This is a genomic window from Psychrobacter sp. UBA6766, assembly GCF_002453355.1.
Lineage (GTDB): Bacteria > Pseudomonadota > Gammaproteobacteria > Pseudomonadales > Moraxellaceae > Psychrobacter.
Map to the genome: position 1 here is coordinate 52,833 of NZ_DKGQ01000033.1, position 24,012 is coordinate 76,844.

The following is a 24,012-nucleotide window of genomic DNA, read 5'->3' on the forward strand; positions in this document are numbered from 1 at the left end:
TGACACTCTATGCGTCCCCATCGTCTAGAGGCCTAGGACACCGCCCTTTCACGGCGGTAACGGGGGTTCGAATCCCCCTGGGGACGCCACTATTCGGCGTCACTTATTAGCACTTTTGCTTAGCGTCAGGTTAGACTAATAAGCGAACAATAAAAAAGCCCAGTCATCTTATGGTGACTGGGCTTTTTTGCGTCTGTATTTTTTGTCACCTATTTTTAAAAAACTATTATGAGACAAATATTAATTGATTAATTCTTTCTTACATCCACTTACATTTCGTTGATTTTGTCACTTATATTAACACTCCAATACACATTCCTCATGCTTTTCTACTTAATAGTATTATTAATAAGTCCTTCTTTTCCTTATGCTTATCTTATGTTCATCGTGATAGCGAACGATGAACAACGATCAAAGGTAAATGCCTATGATGGGAAGTAAATGTTGGTTCTTGTCCAACGCCTCTCACCCCAATAATGAAAATTATAAATATTCATACAAGAGTAAGAAATTTTAAAAAGGAATGGTTATGTTAACTACTTATACCCCTCAGCGTCGTCCCTCCTGGCGCGGTGTACTTGCCGGTCTGGTTATGGGATTGATCATCGTTATGGCAATGGTTGCCCTTGCTTTGGTACTTAGCTCATTTTTACCGTTTGACTTAAAAGGAACGAGTATCGCAGGTGGCATTTATGCGGTTATTACCGCCTTAGTCAGTGCTTTTGTAGCAGGTCATTTTGCGATTAAATTTTCAGCACCCGAGGCTTTATTTGGCGATGGTACCGATGTCGACCCAAGAGATGCTACTCTAACGGGAATGCTAACGGCCGCTTTGATTGTATTGTTTACCACTTTTTTCACTTTAAGCAGCGCTACTGGAATTTTAACGACAGCGGGGAACGTGGTAGGTTCTACAGTTGGTACCGTTGCTAAGACGGCTGCAACGACAGCAACAGTGGGCGCAGCTGCTGCGGGACAAGCGTCACAAAATGAAGGCGTACAACAAAAAGCACAAGAAATTTATCAGCGCGTTTCAGGTGATATCAGTGAAGAAGATATCCAAGCGATGATTGCAAAAAATACGCAGAATTTAAATGAACAACAAGTCGCAGCAACCAGTCGTGTGGTAAAAGACATGATAAATAGTACCAAAACTCAAGTCACTAATATGGATTTTACCGATATCGATACATGGCGTCACATCGATGACTATGCAAAACAGCGTATGGCATCAATTGAGCAGACGCTAAAAGGCCCTGAGCTTATTACGCGCTTGCAACAAGAAGGCCTAACAGAAGCGCAAGCTATCGAAGTTCGTACCGAAGTTCAACAATCATTTAACGAATATAAAATGAAAACAGAGCAAAGTATCGCTGAAGCAAAAGCAGCCGCTGAAGAAAAACTTCAACAAGCGGAAGACGTTGCTCGTAAAGCGGCATTATACAGTGGTCTCTTTTGGCTAATTAGCACTATCCTAACCTTTATCGCTGCTATCATGGGTGCAAGAAGTGCGGCAGCAAACCATCGTTTAGACAAGCCTATCGTTACTTTAGGTGATAATGTTCGCTAAGATGTTAACTAGAATGGAAATCATAAAGCTTTAAAGTCTTTATTAACATTCGTCAAAAAGCCCAATCACGATATATCGTGGTTGGGCTTTTTTTTGCTGAGTGATTTTTTATTGAAAGCGCTTTTTATTGGCCACAATTTAGAGATGAAGGATTGAAACACTAGACATTCCGTCTTACTCAAACCTATACTCAGAGTTGCTCCTACTATTTGAAAGGCATGTTGGCGATGTTTGGTATTGAGAATTATCTAGGGTTTGTCATGACGGCCATTTTGTTAAACCTCACCCCTGGCAGCGATAGTATGTATATTATTACCCGCAGTATCTCGCAAGGACAAACGGCAGGATTTTATTCCGTGCTAGGTATTATTTCAGGAATTTTAGTGCATACGTTATTAGCCGCGCTAGGTTTGTCAGTGTTACTTGCCAATTCCCCTACAGCGTTTATGATCGTCAAATATATTGGCGCCAGTTATTTATGTTATTTGGGCTTAAAGATGCTCATAACGAAACAAGATGGACTAATAACCGATAACCTATCCAACAATAGTTATTCTGCCCGTGCTAACGTTTTAGATTATGGACAAATCTATAAACAAGGCGTACTCACCAATACTTTTAATCCAAAAGTCGCGTTATTCTTTTTGGCTTTCTTTCCGCAATTTATCCATCCTAATTATGCCAATAGCATGGTGTCATTTATCGTTTTGGGACTAACCTTTGCCGTCACCGGTTTTATATGGTGCTTATGTTTGGCCCTACTTGCATCAAAGTTCAGCGAAAACCTAAGGAAGAATCCTGCGATAGAAGTGTTTTTAAATAGAGTAAGCGGGGTTGTGTTTGTTGGGCTGGGAATTAAGTTGCTGACTGAAAAGGGATAACAGTAAAAAACTAGGGCGTGTCCTCATTTTAAAAATGGTGATAAAAATGAGATAAATGGCAGCTAAACAAGGAAAATAGTGCAGTTAATATCGGCATATTACCCAGCTATTTAACGAAGTTTGGCAAAATTTAGCCATTTTTAGCCCATTTAGATGTCCATCGATTGAATTGAGGACACGCCCTAATGAAGCAAAAATTACTTTTCATAAAAAAGCCCAATCCCTATTTTACTAGGATTGGACTTTTTGTCATACTAAGTCTAATAAACCGTTATGCAGCGTCTTTATTCTCAGCTGCCAATTGACGTAGGACATAATGCAATACACCACCATGACGCACGTATTCACGCTCTTTTGGCGTCTGAAGCATGACATTGACCTCAAAGGTTTCAGACGAGCCATCAGCACGTGTGGCTGTGACTGTTGCAGTTTTACTCTCACCGTTATCTAAACCAGTAATGCTCAGCACTTCTGAGCCATCGAGGTTATGAGTCTCTGCATTTTCACCATCTTTGAAGGTTAATGGCAACACACCCATTCCGACGAGGTTTGAGCGGTGAATCCTCTCAAATGAGCTGGTCAATACAGCTTTTACACCGAGCAAAATAGTCCCCTTGGCAGCCCAGTCTCGGCTAGAGCCAGAGCCATACTCTGCACCGCCAAGTACAACTAGCGGACGACCATCTTCTTTATATTTCATTGCCGCATCATAGATGGCCATTTCTTCGCCGTCTTGTAGCGAGGCATTATCGTCTTTGAAGTAATAGGTATAACCACCCTCTTTACCACCCATCATGGTATTTTTGATACGGATATTGGCAAACGTACCGCGCGTCATCACCGCATCATTACCACGGCGTGAGCCATAGCTGTTGAAATCGGCTTCCATCACACCGCGCTCTTGCAAGTATCTACCTGCTGGAGATTCAGCATTGATGTTACCGGCTGGTGAGATATGGTCAGTGGTGATTGAATCACCAAACAGACCTAAAATACGTGCGCCATTGATATCTGGAATACCTTCTGGCTCCATAGTCATGCCATCAAAGAACGGTGGATTTTTAATATAAGTAGACGCTTCACTCCATGGGTACAATTGGCTATCTGCCGAGCTAATAGCATTCCATTCTGCACTACCATCGAAGACATGACCGTAGTTTTTGCGGAACATATCTGCGTCGATATTATTGGCGATCAGCTCATTAATTTCATCGGACGTTGGCCAAATATCTTTTAAAAATACATCGTTGCCGTCTTGGTCTTGACCTAGCGGATGCGTAGTTAAGTCAATATCGACCGTTCCTGCTAGTGCATAAGCAACGACCAATGGTGGCGACGCCAAGTAGCTGGCTTTGACATGGGAGTGAATACGACCTTCAAAGTTACGGTTACCTGACAATACGGCAGCGGCAACCAAGTCGCCTTCTTCGATCGCGCCTTCGATTGCCCCTAATAGGGGACCTGAGTTGCCGATACAGGTAGTACAACCATAACCAACCAGATAGAAGCCAATTTTCTCTAATTCATCCATTAACTGAGACTTTTCAAGATAGTCGGTCACCACCTTTGAGCCTGGGGCAAGGGAAGTTTTGACCCATGGTTTAGCGGTTAGACCTTTTGCAGCGGCTTTTTTGGCGACTAGACCTGCGCCAATCATTACTGCCGGGTTTGAGGTATTGGTACAAGAAGTGATCGCAGCAATAACGACAGAGCCATCACGCAATCGATATTCTTCATCTTCAATTTTGACCGTACAGTAAGTACTGCCCTCCGCGCAAAAAGGCTTAGGTTTGGCCGCCAAAGCTTTAGCTTGTTCTTGTTCACCGCCTTCTTGGTCAAAGCGTACTTTGCCTTCGATTTCTGCCTTACGGTCTTTGGTCATTCTTTCAAGCGTTTCGCCAAACTTCTCATGCATATCGGATAGATTAATACGCTGCTGTGGCAAGTTTGGACCAGCAAGGGCCGGCTGAACAGAAGATAAATCCAGCTCTAGCTTGCTTGAGTAAGTTGCCGCTGGTGTATCGGCATCGTGCCATAAACCTTGCGCTTTGGCATATTTTTCAACCAGCTCAATCTGGCTTTCTTCACGGCCTGATAGACGAAGATAATCAATCGCCATCTGGTCAATTGGGAAAATACCGCAAGTTGCGCCATATTCTGGTGACATATTGGCAATCGTGGCACGGTCAGCGAGTGGCATACTATGTAAGCCTTCACCGTAAAATTCGACAAATTTACCCACCACACCATGGGCACGTAGCATCTCAACCACACGTAGTACTAAGTCCGTTGCGGTGACACCCTCGGTCAATTTACCTTTGAGCTCAAAACCAACCACTTGGGGAATTAACATTGAAGACGGCTGACCGAGCATCGCCGCTTCCGCTTCGATACCGCCAACACCCCAACCTAGCACACCGATACCATTAATCATGGTGGTGTGACTGTCGGTGCCAAATACCGTATCAGGATAAGCCGTCAGCTCACCATCGACTTCAGCGGCCATGACCACGCGGGCTAAATACTCAAGATTAACCTGATGCACAATTCCGGTTGCTGGCGGCACAACGACGAAGTTTTTAAAAGCATTTTTGCCCCAATGCAAAAACTCATAACGCTCGTTATTACGTTTAAATTCAATTTTTTCATTTAAATCTAGCGCATCTTCGCGGCCATACGCATCGACTTGAACCGAGTGGTCAACGACCAATTCACTTGGAATAAATGGGTTAATTTGCTCAGCTCGACCACCAAGCTCAACCACCGCATCACGCATTGCCGCCAAATCAACAACCGACGGAACACCAGTAAAATCCTGCAAAACCACGCGGGCTGGCATAAAGGCAATTTCTTTTGAAGCTTCTGCGCCTGCATCCCAATTGGCAACCGCTTCGATATGATTTTTACCAACAGACTGGCCATCATCTTCATTACGTAATAGATTTTCTAAGACGATTTTCATACAAAATGGCAGTTTGCTGATGTTCTTGTAGGTGCCAGTCAGCTTCGGCAGGCTATAATATGCATGCTCCTTGCCAGCGACTTCAATCGTGTCTTTGACATTAAAAATATCACTCATGGTAGCTTCCTTATCGTTGTTATAGATCCTGAACATAAATTACTATGCAATTGATACTACGTTAAATGCATAACTGGTTATGATGATAACTGGTGGCTAAATAGATGGAGGTTCAATTTTTCTTAAAATGAAGCAATTGAACTAAATGGCTGCACTTAACAGTAATGTTCTTTTACCATAACAAATAACCTACGCTTTGTTAACGTCTGGACGTAGTTAAATCGTGGCCCAATCGTAAACAGAACAATGCTTTAGCGACTAAAACTTAAAGGTTAATTGACAAGGGACGCCTCGCCTTTTATTTTTGTCGGCGGCGACCATCACGAAATACGAAGCTATCCTCATAAAAGCTAGGATTGCTATTTTCTGCCCAAAAATGCGGCACTCCTAAAATGGGTAACGGCGATAGTTTGCGCGGGGTAACATCTGGCTGCGATAATAACGCGTCCATATAATCCGCCACTTTTTGATCCAAATAACGCATGCGCTCAGCTAGCGTTAAAGCAAAGAAATCCTGCGTTACCTTTATCCCGATACTATGGGCGCATAACGCCTTACGTGGCTGTATTAATTTTTCTAGCAGTGCATGACCAAAAATATAAACCGCCGCCTGAGCTTTATCATTAAGCTGCTTTGGCTCGTCCCATTTCTCACGCGGATTTACCAAACTTCCTTGCCAATCAAAACCTACCAACGCCTCACCAATTCTAGGGTCAGAGGTGACCAGTACTGCACCGTTTTCATCAAATACAGTAATGGTATCGCGCACACGCCCGCGGCTACTGCCAATCCCCTGCGCCGCAATTTCATTCATATGATAATAATTGAGCAGCGCTTTAGTCTTTGGAAAGGTAAGCCAAATGCTACCGTTAAATAAATCGTGTAAATTATTACGGGTTGGGATATTGCCGACCGTACCGATAAAGCTCTCATACGCTTCGCCTTCTGGCAGCGCCTTTTGCGAGACGAATTGTAAGGTTTGGGCTTGATTGTTTAGCGCAGGTTTGGTTTGCGGCAGTGGCTGTTGTGAGCATTCACTTTGCTGCTGCAACGCTGTATTCAATACCTTTGCAATAATATCAGGCGTATTTTCAACTTTATCGGCATTAGCGGTGTCAGTCTGTAACGCACTGAGTTGGGTAATGCTTTTGCTTAGGTAGGTCAATTGATGTAAATGACAAAGCCATGGCGCTTGCCAGTCGATCATAGCAAAGCTACTGTCGAGGCTACTGGTAAATATAGACGGATGATCAAAAAGGATGTCAGAGTGAGACGTGATAGATAAATCGGCGGCAGTCATGTTAGGAATCTCGGTTAGCGGTATGGCTGCGCTATGGTATCATGGAGCGCTTTTTTACGGCTAGACAAGCCGCTCGAAACGACGGTTTCGTGCGCTATTTATTGATGAGTTTTTATGGCAAATTTTAACACCCACTTAAATACCGCATTTATGGTTAGTGGTACGATGAGTTTAACGATTTATAAAGCTGGATTGATTGATGATTCGGGATTTTTGATGTGCGTGGCACTCGGTACCATGGGCGGATTGCTACCTGATTTGGACTCTGATCATTCAACACCGATCAAACTTGGCTTTAATGTCACCTCTTTTGTCTTTGCCTTTGGTTTGGTCATGCATTGGCGTAGTGAGCTAAGTTTACTGGCATTAATTGCATTATGGTTGGCCGGTTACGGCTTTATGCGCTATGTGGTGTTCTCGATTTTTACCAATATGACCGTGCACCGCGGCGTGATTCACTCCGTCCCTTATATGGCAATCTTGGGACTAGGGCTTACTTATTTAAGCTATGATATTTTGCATCTGTCATTAACGGTGAGCTGGTTTTATGGTCTATTCTTATTTGGCGGCGCGATGGTGCATTTGGCATTAGATGAGATTTATAGCGTGAATTTATCTAACATGAAATTAAAGCGCTCATCAGGCACGGCGATGAAGTTTTATCAACATAAAGACAAATGGTGGTATTTATTACTGTACGTCATTTTAGCGTTATTGGTCTATTTTGCGCCGCCTTTTGAGCCGTTTTGGCAGCAGCTGCGTGACCCCGTGCCTTGGGCCCAACTAAAAGTCGGTATACTGCCTGAGATAATAAAAAATATGCAGCGTTAACAGGCATAGATGTCGCTAAATTCAAAATGATAACCCGAGTAAAATATGCAACCTAATCTACCAGTGTGCCCTTGCCAAATTAATCCCGTCTCAGAGGCTATCAAAGCAGCGCTATCTTATAAAGACTGTTGTCAACCGTATCACGACAGCCTTTTAAGCCAAGAAGCTGATAGCATAATGGCAGAATCAGCTGAGCGTCTTATGCGCACGCGCTATAGTGCGTTTGCCTTAGTTAAGCCAGATTATATCGTCAAAACCACGCTGCCTACTCAGCAAAGCTTACTTGATATTAACGCGATGGAGAATTGGGCAAAAGAGACAGATTGGGCAGGGCTAGAAATCGTCGAACACACGCCAAAGCGGGGTAAACGTCATGCGCAGGTTGAGTTTAAAGCATACTTCAATACCGTAGACGGTATACAGGCGCATCATGAGTTGTCTGCTTTCGTAAAGGTAAAAGACAAAGCTACTAATGATGGGCGTTGGTACTTTTTAGATCCAACTGTTTCTATGTCTGTCACACAGAAACAGCCGTGTATTTGTGGCTCGGGTGAGAAGTTTAAGCGGTGTTGTGGGCTATATTTTTAAGCATTAATAAAGATTTGATAACTAAACACTCGCCCCAACCGCTCGTGCAATCGCTTTACCTTCTTCAATCGTCAAAAATTTACGTTGGCTTGGGCTGTCTTTATAAATCACATCGCCATCTTGAAATATCAGACATTCATTGACTGCTAGCTGCTGCCACTTTTCGTTTTCGGTCAATGGCACGGTGACTAAAATCGTTACTTTATCGGTGTCAGTGGTCACATCGCCAAAGTTAATCGCCAAATCGTCATCGGCCAATTTTGCCTCACCAAACGGTGCTTGGCGCGTGAGATAAAACAGCAAGCTGCCTGCATACGCCAATTGCCATTGACCATTTGATATGAGGCAATTAAATAAACCATTTGCAGAAAGATAGCGACATTGAGTGGTCAAGAAATTAAACAGCGTTTGGTCATCAGGGCGGGTTTTAAAGCTACTTTTTAGACGATTGACCAAATAACAAAACGCCATTTCAGAATCGGTATTACCAACTGGTTGACAGTGTGAGGCGTTACCATTGTCTTGCAAGCGCTGACAGCGTTTGATAAATTCGATATTCATCTGACCGTTATGGGCAAACACCCACTGCTCGCCCCAAACTTCACGGACAAAGGGATGGGTATTTGCCAAACAACTTTGCCCTTGAGTCGCTTTACGAATATGAGCGATGACGTTCATGGCTTTGATTGGGTAGTTATTGACCAAGTCGGCAACGGGTGATAAATGGCTTGGGCGATTGTCATGGAACAGTCGTAAACCAGTTGAAGCATTGGCGGTTTTGTCATTATTGGTACATTCACTGCGCTCAAAAAAGGCAATACCAAAGCCATCTTCGTGGCTGTCGGTCATGCCGCCGCGACGGCGAAACCCTGCAAAGCTAAAACCAATATCGGTTGGGGTATTACAGTTCATTCCTAAGAGTTGACACATTTATAGAGTACCGCCGTTGTTGTCGTCTTTTGGGGAATTTAAAGTAGAACCTAAATCAGTTTCTGGAGCCTCATCAAACATCTCATAAGGCGTTGCGCCATCAGTATCAATATTCGCCAAAATACGTTGCGCATGCGCCAAATCCGTATCTTGTATCCACAGCACTATCCCAGAATTCATTCCGGGCATTGCACTTAGCGGTTGCAGAGACACCGTAATGCCGTTATTACGCAGCAGATTGGCATGCAGCTCGCCTTGCATATTGGTATCGTAGCGTGCCAGTTTGTGCCAGTTATCAACTTGATCGGTCATGATAAATTCCTTTTAAACAGTTAAATGTTTTATTAATACAAATGGATTTAATAAAAGTCAAAACCTGATGACCAGTTAATTTGATTTAACGAATAAGCATCAATATGAAAACCGTTTGGGTACTCTTTAAAACCGGGTTGTGATTTTAATTGGTTGATAGCGGCTTGCGCTTGTTGCTCAGTCGCAAATACGCCGATTAATTTAAAGTCTTCGACATCGTTGTCTTTATCATCGTCTTTACAGCGTGCGTGTTCAAGCACGAATACCGTATTTTGTTCTTTTTCAACATGTGACCAATGATAAGCCGCTAAGCGTTTCATCAGGTCAGGATTTTTGACCATGATATTATCGCCAGTCCGCCCTTCAGTACGGTTATAGTGGATAACGTTTAAACGCAATAGCCAAAAAATCACCGCCGCTTTGGCGAGCATCACTGGTAAGGCACGTTTTTCATCTTCGCCAAGTGTACGTTTGGATTCATAGCCTTGTAAAAAAGCCGCCATTTTGCTGCGGTCGAAATTGACGGTTTCGCCCTGCTCGGCATCGCCCCACGTCGTACAAAAATCATTAATGGTAATAGCAATATCCATCACATAATGCTCGACGCTGACTTCGGTAAAGTCCAATAAGCCTGTGAGGCGCGCTTCGCCTTTTTGGCTATTATTTAACGATAAGTTCCATAAGGTATTATCAGCGAACATATCGAGATGACATAAGCCTTTTGGCAAAGTCGCAAGCGGCAAATCTGAGTAAGCGCGCCAAATATCACTCATAAGCCTTGCTTCGTCACCGGGCATAAATTGCATTTCACGGTCGCGCACATCCGCCCATGGGTATAAAGGCACGCCATATTCTTCCGCAGGGTGTAATGCTTGTAAGGTCTCATGCAGCATCGCTAACGCCGCACCAATTTCATGGCACATCGCTTGGGTGGTTTGCTGTGGATGCGCGCCAGCCAGACAAGGCACTAAGGTAATTGCTTTATTATCATAATGAATGATGTAGCGTTTTTCTTCACTATCAGCGCCTAAATCAAGCAATGCTAACGGCGCAGCGACCGGTAACTTACCATCTAATTGATTGAGAATGATCGCCATCTTTTCGATGTCTTCTGGTGGACGCTCTTCAAATAAAGTAAACACATAAGAGTGCGTGCCATCTATATCGTCAGTTGTCTGAATAAACCAGTTAGAGTTTTTGATACCTTGGGTAATCGGAATGGCGCGCGCAAATGACACGCCAAAACGCTGGCAAAAAGCGGCAAACTGATTATCGGTTAACTGGGTATAGACGGACATGACATCTCACTTATGGCAATGGAATAAGAGGGTAAATATATACGGTAACGACAGTGATTGTACCGCGCATGAGCAAACTGTGGTTAAAAGCATAATAATCTTGCGAAAACCTGCCTGATATGGCAGCGATTTTGCTAGACTAGCGCTTATGGATAAATTGATTATAAGGTGAAAGACCCTATGTTAGCAAAGCGTATCATTCCTTGTTTGGATGTGGACAATGGCCGCGTGGTTAAAGGCGTGCAGTTTGTCGACATTAAAGACGCCGGCGACCCTGTTGAAGTTGCCAAGCGCTATAACGAGCAAGGCGCTGATGAGATTACTTTTTTAGATATTACTGCTACCAGTGATGCGCGCGATACCACCTATCATACCGTTGAACGCATGGCAGAAACCGTATTTGTACCGCTTACAGTCGGCGGCGGTGTGCGTAAGATTGCCGATATTCGTAACTTGCTCAATGCGGGTGCAGATAAAGTCGCGATTAACTCGGCGGCGGTATTCACGCCCGAATTTGTCGGCGAAGCGGCGCAAAAATTTGGTAATCAGTGTATCGTCGTGGCTATCGATGCCAAACGCGTTGAAGATATCTCGGTCGATGGCATTATCGTGCCGCGTTGGGAGATTTTTACCCACGGTGGTCGCAAGCCAACCGGTATTGATGCCGTTGCTTGGGCAAGTAAAATGGCGGAGCTTGGGGCTGGCGAATTGTTGGTCACCTCAATGGATGGCGATGGCACCAAAAAAGGCTATGATTTGGTCTTAATGCAGCAAATCACCAGCCGCGTTAATGTTCCCGTTATTGCTTCAGGCGGTGTTGGTAACTTGCAACATTTAGCCGAAGGCGTGTTAGAAGGCGGCGTTGATGCGGTACTTGCAGCCAGTATTTTTCACTTTGGTGAATATACCGTTCAAGAAGCCAAAGCATATATGGCAGCACAAGGCATACAGATGCGTCTTTAAGATTGCTAAAATATCAATGCCTGTGCAAAAAATGGTATCATAGCGCTACTTATTTATTTTTGTCAGTTAACTATTGAAAACAATCGAGATTTTATATAAAAATTTTGGTTTAAACGCCACTTACTCAAAGGATTTTCTTATGTCAAACTTACAACAGCAGCGCAATGATATTACCCATATCGATGGCAATTTACATCAAAATGAAGATGCGCGTGTCGGAATCGTCGTCGGTCGTTTTAATGGTTTTGTCGTTGAATCATTGGTAGATGGTGCGATTGATGCGCTACTTCGCCATGGCGTTTTGGGCAGCAATATTACTGTGATTCGTGTTCCTGGTGCCTTTGAGTTGCCACTCGTTGCTCAGCGCGCCGCTGAGTCTGATCGCTTTGATGCCATCATTGCTCTAGGTGCGATTATCCGTGGTAGCACGCCGCATTTTGATTTTGTCGCTAGCGAGTCAGCCAAAGGCTTAAGCAGCGTTGCTATTGATTATAATATTCCTGTGGCCAACGGCGTCATCACCACCGATAGCATTGAGCAAGCGATTGAGCGCTCTGGCACCAAGGCCGGTAACAAAGGCTCTGAAGCGGCGATGGTTGTGCTTGAAATGCTAGCAGTTTTATCGCAGCTAGACATCGATGATGACTATGACAATAGTGATGACGCTTAATCAAGTCCTCATTTTATAACATGTTATTTGTCATTTAATTGACGCTGTGGTTTTTATAGTAATTTTTATAAATACTCGCAGCGTCAATGCCACAAATGAATGTGATAAACAGCGTTACAACACTACTAAGCTTTGCTTTAACACTCGACTGTCACGGCCTGCCAGTCGTCTACTATTTAACAACTTTTATGCTATTTCTTACAACTTGCTATTTTTATAAGATAGTTATTTAAAATTTAGGTATTGACCCCCTATGACTGACCAACTCAAGCACGCTATTAGCGCTGCAAAAACCGCTCAAGCCAATGATAAACAAGCTGAAGCTACTCGTATCGCGAGCAGCAGTGCGGGTGAGCAAACCTTTGATATGAGTGAGTCTTCTTATAAGACCAGTCACACCGCCATTCGTAAGGCGCGCCGCTTTGCGATGCAAGGCCTATATGAGTGGTTGGTTACCGACCGCCGTTTTGATAAAGACGGCAAGCTTGGCTGGAAGGACAATGCGCCGCATGATATCGCTGCCCGTACGCGCGCGACCAATGCCATGCATACCGTTCATATCGGCTACTATCATGAAATGATGCGCGATATTCCAGAACAAATCGAGGCGCTAGATTCCCTTATCAGTCAGCATCTTGACCGTGACATCGACAAACTTGATACCGTTGAACACGCCATTTTATTGATTGGTGCTTATGAGCTGCAAAACCGCTTAGAGATTCCATATAAAGTCGTGCTTGATGAAGCAATGAAGTTAAATAATCATTTTGGTGCCACTGACGCCCATAAATTGATTAATGCCGTATTAGATAGAATGGCGGTTGAATTGCGCGCTGTTGAAGTAGAAGCAGACAGCAAAGCCAATTTACGCACCTCGCAAAAAGCGGCGACTCAATCTACAACCAAGCAAGCGGAAGCTCAATCTACTGCAAATGCTGAAAAAGCTATCGAAACCGCCACTGAATCCGCGACTGAGGATAAGCCGACTGCTTCAAACAAGCCACGAATCAGTGCCAATAATGCCAGCGTTAAACGCAATAGCGCCAGTAAAGCAATGGCAAATATCAGTGAGTTTAAGGCGAGCAAAAAAGCAGTTACAACAGATAGCACTGATACAAACAGCTCTGACGCAGAAAGCAAAGACTAGCCATGAATGAATTTGAGCTGATTGAGCGCATATTTTCGCAAATGCAAGCCACACTGCCGTCATCAAGCGAGATCGAAAAAGGTATTGGTGATGATGCTGCGGTGATGAGCTTTCCTGCAGGAGCGCGCTTGGTTAGCTGTATCGATACCCTCGTTCAAGGGCGGCATTTTAGTGCCGATTGGAATGACGTAAATCAACTAGCCTTTCAAATTGGCTACAAAGCGGTCGCGGTTAACGTTTCAGATATTGCGGCAATGGGGGCAACGCCACATAGTATTTTATTGGCATTGGCCTTACCTGAGCGTTTAGTCAACGAGACATGGCTAGCTGAATTTGCTAAAGGTCTATTTCACGCCTGCCAGCTATTTGGCGTGACCCTTATTGGCGGTGATACCACGCGTAGTGATAATTTAGTTCTTAGTGTCAGCGCACAGGGATTTCTTAAAGCAAACACGTCAGCTGTCTACCGTTCAGGCGCGCAGGTCGGCGATAAGGTCTATGTCTCAGGCACGCTTGGTGATGCTGCATATGCTTTACAGCATCCTGATAATGCTCAGGGAATAGAGCTTGCACACAGATTGCATATGCCGACCCCGCGAATTGCCTTAGGGGCAGCATTAGCAAAAATTGGTGCAACAGCGATGATCGATATCTCTGATGGTCTGTATCAAGACCTTGGTCATATCTGTAAGCAAAGCGCGGTTAATATGCGTCTTAATATAGAGCAGCTTCCGACTAGTAAAGCACTCGCAAGCGTTGATTTGTCTGAGCGCTTATTATGTCAGCTGGCTGGCGGTGATGACTATGAGCTCGCTTTTACCTTGCCTGCTCATATCGAGCCACTGATTGATAACAGCAGCGATACGCCTGTCACCTGTATTGGTGAAGTCATATCGGCAAATAAGATTGATGCTGCGACGAATTTACGACCCGAGATTTTTTATCGAGATCAGGCCGTCATACCAACTTCTCCCGCTCCTTTTTCTACTTGGCCCAATCTGACGGGTTACCAACATTTTGCAGGTTAACCCATGATTGATCACAACCTATCTAAGCCTGATATCCGTAAAGCCAACGACTGCCCACCTTTACCTATTCATGCCAGTGCACTTGACCGTCTGGTTTATTGGCTTGGTATCGGTCTAGGTAGTGGTCTGCCGCGCCGTGCGCCTGGTACTTGGGGTACGGTTGGCGCTTTAATCGTCGCGATACCGTTATTAAGCTTAGGTTTTGTGCCATTTTTAATGATTACCATTTTCGCTTGTTTGCTTGGTAATGCGATATGCGGTCGCACCTCCGAACTGATGGGCGGTCATGATAATCCGCACATTGTTTGGGATGAGTGGGCTGGCATGTGGCTTACCTTACTGCCGTTGTCTTATTTGGGTGTTGCTACCGAAAGCTTTTGGCAAAATATCGCCCAAACCTCTTCTATTGTCGCGCTCATTCTCGCATTTATACTATTCCGCTTTTTTGACATTATTAAGCCACCACCGATTGGCTGGGCAGATAAAAAAGTCGCAGGCGGTCTCGGCATTATGCTCGATGACATCATTGCTGGTGTGATGGCAGCAGTGGTTTGGGTCATTATTTATACTTTTATTTTTTCACTTAAATTTTAGCCTCAAGCTTATCCCTTAAGCGTTAAATAAACGTCACTACTTTATTGTCTTTTATTTGATCACCTTTTTAACTTGTAGAGTTTTAATCCCCCATCATTTGATTGACCTATAGACAGCTAACTAAACAGTCAGTTTACAAAGATGTCACGACTTAGCGTTTTAGTTAAATGACAGTTTGCGTTATAATTCAAAATTATAATTTGTTACATTTGTGGGCTATTATGACTTCTCCTCTTTCAGTAATTATCCTCGCGGCTGGGAAAGGCACGCGGATGCAATCGGCCAAGCCAAAAGTGCTTCAGACACTGGCTGGCAAATCATTATTAGGCCACGTGCTTGACACCTGCTATCAATTGACCGTTGATGATACTATCATTGTTCATGGTTTTGGTGGTGACCAAGTCCAAGCCAATATTAATGAGCAATACGCGCATTTGCCGATTACTTGGGTCGCTCAAACTGAGCAGTTAGGCACGGGTCATGCGGTCAAAGTGACACTGTCTGAATTACCAAAAGAAGGGCAAAGCCTGATTCTTTATGGCGATGTGCCATTGGTCAGCTGCCAGACGTTAACGGCATTAAAATCTGCCAACACTGATGGCCTGTCGATGTTGACACTAACGGTAGACAATCCGTTTGGACTTGGTCGTATCAAACGTGATAAAGACGGCAATATTGAAGCCATTGTTGAGCAAAAAGACGCCAATGCCGATGAACAAAAAATCCAAGAGATTAATAGCGGTATTTACTGCGTTGATAATGCGTTATTGCATAAATATCTGCCTAAGCTGTCTAACGACAATGCACAGCAAGAGTATTATCTAACCGATATCGTTAAAATGGCGGTTGCTGAAGGCATTAATATTGTTGCGATTGAGCCTGAACACAGCTTTGAGATTGAAGGCGTTAATAACCGCCAGCAGCTTGCCAGCTTAGAGCGCACGTGGCAGGGCAAACTGGTGGCAGATTTGCAAGACGCGGGTGTTCAATTTGCTGATCCAAGCCGTGTTGATATTCGTGGCACCTTGACCGCCGGACAAGACGTATTTGTCGATGTTGGTGTAGTATTTGAAGGCGACTGCGTCTTGGGTGACAACGTTTATATCGAAGCTGGCTGTGTGATAAAAAATGCGCACATCGGCAATGCTTGTTATTTGAAACCTTATTGCGTCATTGATGGCGCGAAAATCGGTAACGGCGTCGATATTGGTCCTTTCGCCCATCTGCGCCCCGACACTATTTTATCCAATCATAGCAAAGTGGGAAATTTCGTCGAGATTAAAAAATCAACCATCGGTCAAGGTAGCAAAGTCAATCATTTAAGCTATGTGGGTGATGCGACTGTCGGAACAAATGTCAATATCGGTGCGGGCGTGATTACCTGTAATTATGATGGCGCCAATAAATCACAAACCATTATCGAAGATAACGCTTTTATCGGCTCTAATGCGAGCTTGGTTGCCCCCGTCACGATTGGTAATACCGCAACGGTTGCTGCAGGGTCTGTGATTACTAAAGACGTCGATGAAAAAGCGTTGGCCTTTGGGCGAGCGCGGCAAACACAAAAAAGTGACTTTCAGCGTCCGACTAAAAAGTCAAAATAGTTATATACAATAAAAGCCTATTGAATAACGGTAAGCAGTACGGCAATTTTTGTGGTGCTGCTTATTTATATTTATAGCATCAGAATTATGAATGTAGTTTTGAGCATTTAAACCTCATAAGCATTTCAATACTAAAGCGTTGAAAATCAAGACATGAAACATCGAATTTAAGGAAAATCTATGTGTGGAATCGTTGGAGCAGTCGCTGAGCGTAATATCGCTAATATCTTACTTGAAGGTCTGAAACGACTCGAATACCGCGGTTACGACTCGGCCGGTCTGACCGTCATCCGTGATGGCGAGCTCCACCGTGAGCGCCAAGTGGGAAAAGTGCAAGCGTTGGTCGATGCGGTCGCAACCAATCCTGAATTTTTCGATGGTCATATTGGCATTGCGCACACGCGCTGGGCCACTCACGGCGAGCCTGCTCAGCGTAACGCCCATCCGCACGTCTCCGGTAAAATCGCCGTCGTACATAACGGTATCGTTGAGAATTATGCCGAGCTAAAAGAAGAGTTGATTGCTAAAGGCTACGAGTTTACCTCGCAAACCGATACCGAAGTCGTCGCTCATTTAATCAATGACATCTATAAAAATACGCCTGATTTATTAGAAGCGGTTCGTGTGGTCATTCCTTTATTACACGGCGCTTTTGCCCTTGGTATTGTGCATATCGACTGCCCAGAGGAGCTGATTACCGTTCGTTTGGGCTCACCTTTGGTCATTGGTGTTGGCATTGGCGAGAACTTTATTGCTTCTGATCAATTGGCACTTTTACCCGTGACCAACCGTTTTATGTACTTAGAAGAAGGTGATATTGCTAAATTAACGCGCAATAGTATTCAGGTTTATGCTGATGGCGTTGAGGTTAAACGGCAGATACATGAAATTGACGCCGCCCAGCACAATGCCGATAAAGGTGAATTTAAGCATTATATGCTCAAAGAAATCTATGAGCAGCCAGATGCAGTCGCTCGTACGATTGAGATGGCGTTAGACTTTGATGAGCCGTCTAAGCTGCGTGATGATTTTTTACAGCGTCATGAAGCACAATTAAAGGGTATTAAGCACGTTCAAGTCATCGCTTGTGGTACCAGTTATCACTCAGGATTGGTGGCAAAATATTGGTTTGAAAGCCTCATTCGTGTTCCGTGCTCGGTTGAGGTGGCTAGTGAATTCCGCTACCGCAATCCTGTCGTCATCGATAACACGCTGGTCATTTGCATTTCGCAATCTGGTGAAACGGCGGATACGTTATCAGCGCTGCGTGATATTCAAAAGCACACGTCAGTAGGTCTCGTTAGCTTAGCTTTGTGTAATGTGCCGACCTCATCTTTGGTACGTGAAACGGATATCTTTTTACCAACGCTTGCCGGTCCTGAGATTGGCGTTGCTTCTACCAAAGCCTTTACCACTCAGCTTGCCGCTTTGATGTTACTTGTCTTAAAAGTAGGTGTCGTTCAAGAGCGTATGACTGGCGAAAAATTGACTACTCTGCTTGGTCAGTTACAAGAGCTACGCGGCCAACTACATGCCAGCTTACACCTTGATGCGCCTATCAAAGTCATGAGTGAGCATTTTGAATATAAGAAAAGCTGCTTATTCTTAGGTCGCGGTTTACAGTTCCCTATTGCCTTAGAAGGTGCACTGAAGCTAAAAGAAATTTCTTATATCCATGCTGAAGGCTATGCCGCAGGCGAGCTTAAACACGGTCCATTGGCATTGGTCGATAAAGACATGCCAATCGTGGTGCTAGCGCCAAAAGACAGTATGTTTGATAAGCTGAAAGCCAATATGCAAGAAGTTCATGCGCGTCATGGTGAGCTATTTGTATTTGCTAGCGAAGAAAGCAAGATGGTCGCAGAAGATAGAATGCACGTGGTTTATGTGCCGGAGGTTTGCGAAACGCTCGCCCCTATCGTTTATAGCGTGCCAGTGCAGCTACTCTCTTATCATGTGGCAGTGATGCGTGGTACAGATGTCGATCAGCCACGTAACCTCGCAAAATCAGTCACGGTTGAGTAGACTAAGTATTTGATTTTAAAATATTTTTATATTATCGCAATATTATATAACACTAAATCCTTTGCTGTCTAGTATTCTAGATAGCAAAGGATTTTTTTATAATGAACATAAAAGATTTCAATAACTTGGATACATGTCAGTATAAATATTATATTAAGCAGCAAAGCACATCAGAATTAATTATGTTTCTATTTCAATTTCAGAGTCGGCTTTATTTAGGTTGTCGCAAATGTCTTTGGTGACCTCAAAACTGGCCACTTTACTATCATCTAAATCGTAATAACTATACTGATAATCAAATCCCTTATTTATCCCTTGCATAACTTCTGCTTCTGCACAGGCTAACCCAGTACGTTCATCGCGCATTGCCGTTTCAATCTCTTTTCTTTCAGAAGCATTATAATCAGATATCTTTAGCCGATAGCCAAAAGTGACCGTTGTTCCGTCAAAATCACTCTTTTCTAACGTAGTGACTTCATCAAGTACGCTTGGCAGCTCTCTCTTTAACGTATCGATCTTACGATACATCTCCTGTACATCGCGCTCGTGATTGTTAGCTGTGGTAACTTTTTCATCATGAGCTAAAACCGAATTATCATCTGAACAGGCAATAACTGTGAGAAAAGCTGAAAGTACAACTAATGCTTTAAGTTTATTAAACATAATTATCTTTATTGAACTTAGTTATTTTATTGAACCTAATTATCCAAAATAATATGATGAGGGCGCATCCTCATTCTAAAGAGAATACGCCCTATTATACAAACATGAATATTTAAACCAGCCCTTTATATAGGAAATAAAATCCCACCACCGTTAATAACACCGCAAAACATTTCTTTAATAGTTCAGGCGATAATATATGAGCGACTTTTGCGCCCAACTTGGCGGTAAAAAAGCTCATGATGCTAATGCCTAGAAAAGCATAAATATGCACAAAACCAATGGTATTGGGCACATCGACTTGCTGCTGCATACCAAAAAACATAAACCCCAACGCACCGGCAATAGCAATCGGCAATCCGCACGCCGCTGAGGTACCAACCGCTTTTTGCATCACCACGTTATAACGCGTGAGATAAGGCACGGTTAAGCTGCCACCGCCAATACCAAAGATAGCAGAAGCGACACCAATGACCCCGCCTGCTGCTAATTGCTTAGGTTTTGATGGCAGCTCAGTATGAGCGCCACTAGCGCTATTAACATGACTAGCAACAGGTTTTTTACCAGCAAAAAACATCTTATAAGCAACCCACAACAAAAACAACCCAACAATCAGTTGAAGATATAACCCAGATATCTGTCCTGCAATCCCTGCTCCTAAGAAACAACCTAGCGCCAATCCGGGTGCCAAATTTTTAAACACCGGCCACATCACCGCGCCTTTCTTATTGTGTGCCATAAGCGAGCTAATAGAAGTCACTATAATGGTCGCCAGTGATGTACCTAGCGCCAGATGCATGATAGTGTCAGTACTGTAATCCATTTGGGTAAAAACGATAAACAATAATGGCACGATAATTGTGCCACCGCCCACACCAAAAAGCCCAGCAGCAAATCCTGCTAGCGCGCCTATTATTAAAAAAATGATTAATTCCACAGGATAGTTACTTCTCGGTTAGATAGGGTTTTAGTTAAATAACAATGGATTTCAAGGTAAATTAAACGATTTCTGTTTGACCGACTTGGTGGTACGAGCGATTGAAATATACCAAACTTTCATCGCTGACACCTTGTTTGATGGCGACCACTCGGCACATAAAAATACTGTGTGTGCCGACTTGTTGAATGTCATCAATTTCACAATCAAAACTGACCAGCGCGTCCTCTAAAACAGGTGCACCTGTGGTTAATGTCGTCCAAGCTCCGTGACAAAAACGCTCTTCTGAGCATAGTTTGGAGGCAAAGGCATTGGATATGGGTTCATGCTGCGTACCTAAGACATTGACACTTAGCGTTTTGTTTTCAAGAAAATGTTCGTGTGAGCGCGAACTCTGATTCATACAGACAAGTAAGGTTGGCGGTGTGTCGGTCACGCTACAGACCGCAGAGGCGGTAAACCCATGACAGCCAGAGTCGCCTTTTGTGGTAATCACATTGACCGCTGTCGGTAATAGAGACATGGCATCTCTAAAATCAGTTGCTTCAATCATGACTTAACTCCTAAATTTTGATCTTTAAGTATATTGATAACTGAGGTCACTCATGGGTTTAAACAAGGTAAGCTTTGTTAAGAAATGCTAAACGCTGAGCTCTTTGCGTAAGATTGCTGCACCCGCGCTCAAAGCGTTTAATTTGCCTCGCGCAACGAAGCGAGATAACGGTGCCATGCCGCAATTGGTCGAAGGATAGAGCTTATCGGCATCGACAAACTGCAGCGCTTTACGTAACGTATCTGCTACTTCTTCCGGTGTTTCGATATTATTGGTTGCCACATCAATGGCGCCGACCATTACCTTTTTACCGCGAATCAGTTCAATCAAATCCATCGGTACATGCGAATTTTGACACTCCAAAGAGACGATATCAATATTTGACTGCTGCAGTTTTGGAAAGGCTTGTTCATATTGACGCCACTCTGTCCCTAAAGTTTTTTTCCAATCGGTATTGGCTTTGATACCGTAGCCGTAGCAAATATGCACCGCCGTTTCACATTTTAAACCTTCAATAGCACGTTCTAAAGTGGCAATACCCCAGTCGTTAACATCATCAAAAAACACGTTAAACGCTGGTTCATCGAATTGAATGATGTCCACACCAGCCGCTTCTAAATCTTTCGCTTCTTGATTTAAAATTTTGGCAAATTCCCAAGCCAGTTTTTCACGGCTTTTATAATGACCATCATATAAGGTATCAATCATCGTCATTGGGCCAGGAAGCGCCCATTTAATTGGCTGATCGGTTTGCGAGCGTAAAAATTTGGCATCATCAACAAACACAGCTTTTTGGCGACTTACGCTACCCACAACTGACGGAACACTTGCCTCATAACGATTGCGAATTTTAACCGTTTCACGTTTTTCGAAATCGACACCATCAAGATGTTCAATAAAGGTAGTCACAAAATGCTGACGCGTCTGCTCGCCATCACTGACAATATCAATCCCGGCGTGCAGTTGTTCTTGCAATGAAACCCGTAACGCATCTTGTTTGGCTTCCCGCAACTGCTCGCCTTTTAATGCCCAAGGTGACCAAATTTTTTCAGGTTCAGCAAGCCAAGAAGGTTTTGGCAAGCTGCCAGCGGTTGAGGTTGGTAATAATCTTTGTGTCGGTAATAATATTGTCATAGGATTTATCTTCTTATTTATTCGTATTCTATATTTTGGCTCGATTGAGTTTATGGGGGTTGGTTAGGCGGCGTGCTTTTTATCCGCACATTTTTCTACCGAACGCTCATTAACCTCATAGTTTGCCGCCCATTCTTCAAGAATCGCTTGGTAAGGCTTGATAAACTGCTCTTGCGTAAACTTACCTTGCTTCACTGCCATCTGGCTACGCTCTTCACGGTCATAAACGATTTGCGTCAGTGAATAATCTTGGTACTTCAAACTGGGCTGATATACCTGACCTGCCGTCGAGTTGGCATTATAAATTTCAGGACGGTAAATCTTTTGGAAGGTTTCCATAGTTGCAATCGCACTGATGAGCTCAAGATCGGTGTAGTCACTCAGCAAATCACCTGCAAAATAAAACGCTAAAGGCGCAACACTACCAGCAGGCATAAAGTAGCGCACGGTTAAGCCCATTTTATGAAAATAATCGTCCGTCAAGGAATACGCATCTTGTCGGTATTCCACCCCTAACACTGGATGCTGGTTAATCGTACGATGATAGGTTTTACTGGTTGATACACTCAGGCAAATTACTGGTTGTTTGGTAAAGTTGGCTTTATAGGCTTCTGAGTTCAATAAGTATTGAAACAGCTTGCCATGCAATTCACCAAAATCTGCTGGCGGTGGCGATGACGGGTTTTTATCAAAATGGTCTAATAGCACGACACTAAAGTCATAATCGCGAACATAAGAGGAGAAACTATTACCAATCATACCGTCGATACGGGTGTTCTCTTTATGGTCAATAATCGTGGTTTTTAGCGTTTCGATGACCGGAAAAGTATCGCCATTACCTTCGATATCCAAGTCTGCCGAAATGATATCAACTTCAACAGAGTAACGATCGGCGGTCGGGTTATCCCAATGCGCCAAAGCGTTAAAACGATTGTTTATCATGTTAAGCGTTTTGCGTAAGTTTTCTTGGCGCTGCTCGCCGCGTGCCAAATTGGCAAAATTAGTCGTCAGACGTGTGCTATCTGCCGGATGATAGTTTTCATCAAAACGAATGCTCGATATGGAATATGTAAATTGTTTACTCATGATAATCCGCTACCCTAATCTCATTGTGTGAGATAAAACCTAATTTGTGTATGAGATAAATCATACCCCAACCAAAACATGAATAAAAATGATACTATTTAAATTAATGATGAGTATAATTCACTTTGGTAATGTTTTGATTTAAAGGAGGATTGGCAAGCGAGATTCTGATGCTTATTGTCAGTGTGTTTAGCGATGTGCTAAATATTGATATTTCACGTGATTTTTTCACATTAAAAGATAATTAACGTGTATATTCGTATAAAAGAATATTAGGCGATTGATTATGAATGAAAAAAATTTTCTTTGGCAGGTTTTAGGCGTGAGCCTTCTAATTTTTATATTAACAGCCGTACTTGCGGTCAGGTTTTTCAATATGTTGTAGTGAACATAGCCAGCAAGACAATCAGCGGCTATTTCGATATATAGAGCACTAATTAGTGCTCTAGACGGTACTTTATTTCATTTAGTGTTAGGCGTTTTTTCTTATCGCTTTTTAGCAAAACCATAGCAGCTTCATAAAAGTCCATATTCGTAAATGGATTATATGAATTTGGTGATCTCGTGATAAGGTTATATCGAGAGTTAACTATCTCCTTGCCACATCGGATGCATCTGTATGAATCGCCTACTAATTCAGTTGGAATACAGATTTCACCACACCGACAATTAAAGGCGACGCTTTTCAAGATATCCGCAGCAATACGAGCCGATGCATTAGGAATGCTTTCTGCATCGTTTTTTCTAAACTTAATTTGTTCTCTAAACTGATTTTTAATAATCTTTAACATACTCAAAGCTTCTTAGTATTGTACAATT

At 43.4% G+C, this 24,012-nt stretch carries 21 protein-coding genes and 1 tRNA gene; 12 read left to right on the forward strand and 10 right to left on the reverse strand.

Annotation, left to right across the window (positions count from 1 at the left end; all coding sequences use genetic code 11):
* The first annotated feature begins 13 nt into the window (after positions 1-13).
* From B4K26_RS07000 to B4K26_RS07010, 3 genes are all read left to right on the forward strand, one after another.
* Positions 14-89 (forward strand) — tRNA-Glu (locus B4K26_RS07000).
* A 440-nt stretch (positions 90-529) separates the two neighbouring features.
* On the forward strand, positions 530-1,570 hold the full coding sequence (locus B4K26_RS07005) for a hypothetical protein (protein ID WP_296244401.1): 1,041 nt from the start codon (positions 530-532) through the stop codon (positions 1,568-1,570).
* Between the two features lie 227 nt (positions 1,571-1,797).
* Complete coding sequence (locus B4K26_RS07010) at positions 1,798-2,451, forward strand: LysE family translocator (RefSeq protein WP_296244402.1); 654 nt, start codon at positions 1,798-1,800, stop codon at positions 2,449-2,451.
* A 271-nt stretch (positions 2,452-2,722) separates the two neighbouring features.
* Here the strand turns inward: B4K26_RS07010 and acnA are convergent, their stop codons facing one another.
* Together acnA and B4K26_RS07020 are read right to left on the reverse strand one after the other, a co-directional pair.
* Positions 2,723-5,530, reverse strand: coding sequence for an aconitate hydratase AcnA (acnA, locus tag B4K26_RS07015; RefSeq protein ID WP_296244404.1), 2,808 nt, complete (start codon positions 5,528-5,530; stop codon positions 2,723-2,725).
* A 298-nt stretch (positions 5,531-5,828) separates the two neighbouring features.
* Positions 5,829-6,830, reverse strand: coding sequence for a DUF3025 domain-containing protein (locus B4K26_RS07020; protein WP_296244405.1), 1,002 nt, complete (start codon positions 6,828-6,830; stop codon positions 5,829-5,831).
* Between the two features lie 114 nt (positions 6,831-6,944).
* On the opposite strand from B4K26_RS07020, the gene B4K26_RS07025 reads away from it, so the two are divergent.
* Together B4K26_RS07025 and B4K26_RS07030 are read left to right on the forward strand one after the other, a co-directional pair.
* Entirely contained in the window at positions 6,945-7,661 is a 717-nt protein-coding gene (locus tag B4K26_RS07025; protein ID WP_296244407.1) for a metal-dependent hydrolase, read from the forward strand.
* 45 nt (positions 7,662-7,706) lie between these two features.
* The gene (locus B4K26_RS07030; protein ID WP_296244408.1) at positions 7,707-8,249 is read left to right on the forward strand and encodes a YchJ family protein; all 543 of its coding nucleotides are present in this window, start codon (positions 7,707-7,709) and stop codon (positions 8,247-8,249) included.
* A 21-nt stretch (positions 8,250-8,270) separates the two neighbouring features.
* Here B4K26_RS07030 and B4K26_RS07035 read toward each other — a convergent pair whose 3' ends face one another.
* The 3 genes from B4K26_RS07035 to B4K26_RS07045 are packed head-to-tail and all read right to left on the reverse strand — an operon-like array spanning position 8,271 to position 10,789.
* Entirely contained in the window at positions 8,271-9,179 is a 909-nt protein-coding gene (locus tag B4K26_RS07035; protein ID WP_296244409.1) for a class II glutamine amidotransferase, read from the reverse strand.
* Entirely contained in the window at positions 9,180-9,491 is a 312-nt protein-coding gene (locus B4K26_RS07040) for a hypothetical protein (protein ID WP_296244410.1), read from the reverse strand.
* A gap of 47 nt (positions 9,492-9,538) precedes the next feature.
* Positions 9,539-10,789 carry a homoserine kinase gene (locus B4K26_RS07045; protein WP_296244411.1) on the reverse strand — a complete coding sequence of 417 codons (1,251 nt, stop codon included), beginning with the start codon at positions 10,787-10,789 and terminating at the stop codon, positions 9,539-9,541.
* A gap of 180 nt (positions 10,790-10,969) precedes the next feature.
* Here B4K26_RS07045 and hisF point away from each other — a divergent pair, with 180 nt between their 5' ends.
* From hisF to glmS, 7 genes are all read left to right on the forward strand, one after another.
* On the forward strand, positions 10,970-11,752 hold the full coding sequence (hisF, locus tag B4K26_RS07050; protein WP_296244412.1) for an imidazole glycerol phosphate synthase subunit HisF: 783 nt from the start codon (positions 10,970-10,972) through the stop codon (positions 11,750-11,752).
* A 139-nt stretch (positions 11,753-11,891) separates the two neighbouring features.
* Positions 11,892-12,422 carry a 6,7-dimethyl-8-ribityllumazine synthase gene (gene ribE / locus B4K26_RS07055; protein WP_296244413.1) on the forward strand — a complete coding sequence of 177 codons (531 nt, stop codon included), beginning with the start codon at positions 11,892-11,894 and terminating at the stop codon, positions 12,420-12,422.
* Positions 12,423-12,675: 253 nt separating this feature from the next.
* Positions 12,676-13,569, forward strand: coding sequence for a transcription antitermination factor NusB (nusB, locus tag B4K26_RS07060; RefSeq protein ID WP_296244414.1), 894 nt, complete (start codon positions 12,676-12,678; stop codon positions 13,567-13,569).
* Between the two features lie 2 nt (positions 13,570-13,571).
* Positions 13,572-14,597 (forward strand): thiamine-phosphate kinase, encoded by a 1,026-nt coding sequence (thiL, locus tag B4K26_RS07065; RefSeq protein ID WP_296244415.1) that lies wholly within the window; start codon positions 13,572-13,574, stop codon positions 14,595-14,597.
* Between the two features lie 3 nt (positions 14,598-14,600).
* Positions 14,601-15,191 carry a phosphatidylglycerophosphatase A family protein gene (locus B4K26_RS07070; RefSeq protein WP_296244416.1) on the forward strand — a complete coding sequence of 197 codons (591 nt, stop codon included), beginning with the start codon at positions 14,601-14,603 and terminating at the stop codon, positions 15,189-15,191.
* 221 nt (positions 15,192-15,412) lie between these two features.
* The gene (gene glmU, locus B4K26_RS07075; protein ID WP_296244417.1) at positions 15,413-16,795 is read left to right on the forward strand and encodes a bifunctional UDP-N-acetylglucosamine diphosphorylase/glucosamine-1-phosphate N-acetyltransferase GlmU; all 1,383 of its coding nucleotides are present in this window, start codon (positions 15,413-15,415) and stop codon (positions 16,793-16,795) included.
* Between the two features lie 180 nt (positions 16,796-16,975).
* On the forward strand, positions 16,976-18,820 hold the full coding sequence (glmS, locus tag B4K26_RS07080) for a glutamine--fructose-6-phosphate transaminase (isomerizing) (RefSeq protein WP_296244419.1): 1,845 nt from the start codon (positions 16,976-16,978) through the stop codon (positions 18,818-18,820).
* Positions 18,821-19,000: 180 nt separating this feature from the next.
* Here the strand turns inward: glmS and B4K26_RS07085 are convergent, their stop codons facing one another.
* From B4K26_RS07085 to B4K26_RS07105, 5 genes are all read right to left on the reverse strand, one after another.
* A complete protein-coding gene (locus B4K26_RS07085; protein ID WP_296244420.1) occupies positions 19,001-19,483 on the reverse strand; it encodes a hypothetical protein in 483 nt (160 codons plus the stop codon).
* 112 nt (positions 19,484-19,595) lie between these two features.
* Entirely contained in the window at positions 19,596-20,420 is an 825-nt protein-coding gene (locus B4K26_RS07090) for a sulfite exporter TauE/SafE family protein (protein ID WP_296244422.1), read from the reverse strand.
* Between the two features lie 61 nt (positions 20,421-20,481).
* Positions 20,482-20,973: a flavin reductase gene (locus B4K26_RS07095; protein WP_068406101.1), complete on the reverse strand. Its 492-nt coding sequence runs from the start codon at positions 20,971-20,973 to the stop codon at positions 20,482-20,484.
* A gap of 87 nt (positions 20,974-21,060) precedes the next feature.
* Positions 21,061-22,107 carry a methionine synthase gene (locus B4K26_RS07100; protein ID WP_296244425.1) on the reverse strand — a complete coding sequence of 349 codons (1,047 nt, stop codon included), beginning with the start codon at positions 22,105-22,107 and terminating at the stop codon, positions 21,061-21,063.
* Between the two features lie 63 nt (positions 22,108-22,170).
* On the reverse strand, positions 22,171-23,193 hold the full coding sequence (locus tag B4K26_RS07105; RefSeq protein ID WP_296244426.1) for a DUF1852 domain-containing protein: 1,023 nt from the start codon (positions 23,191-23,193) through the stop codon (positions 22,171-22,173).
* Between the last annotated feature and the right edge of the window lie 819 nt (positions 23,194-24,012).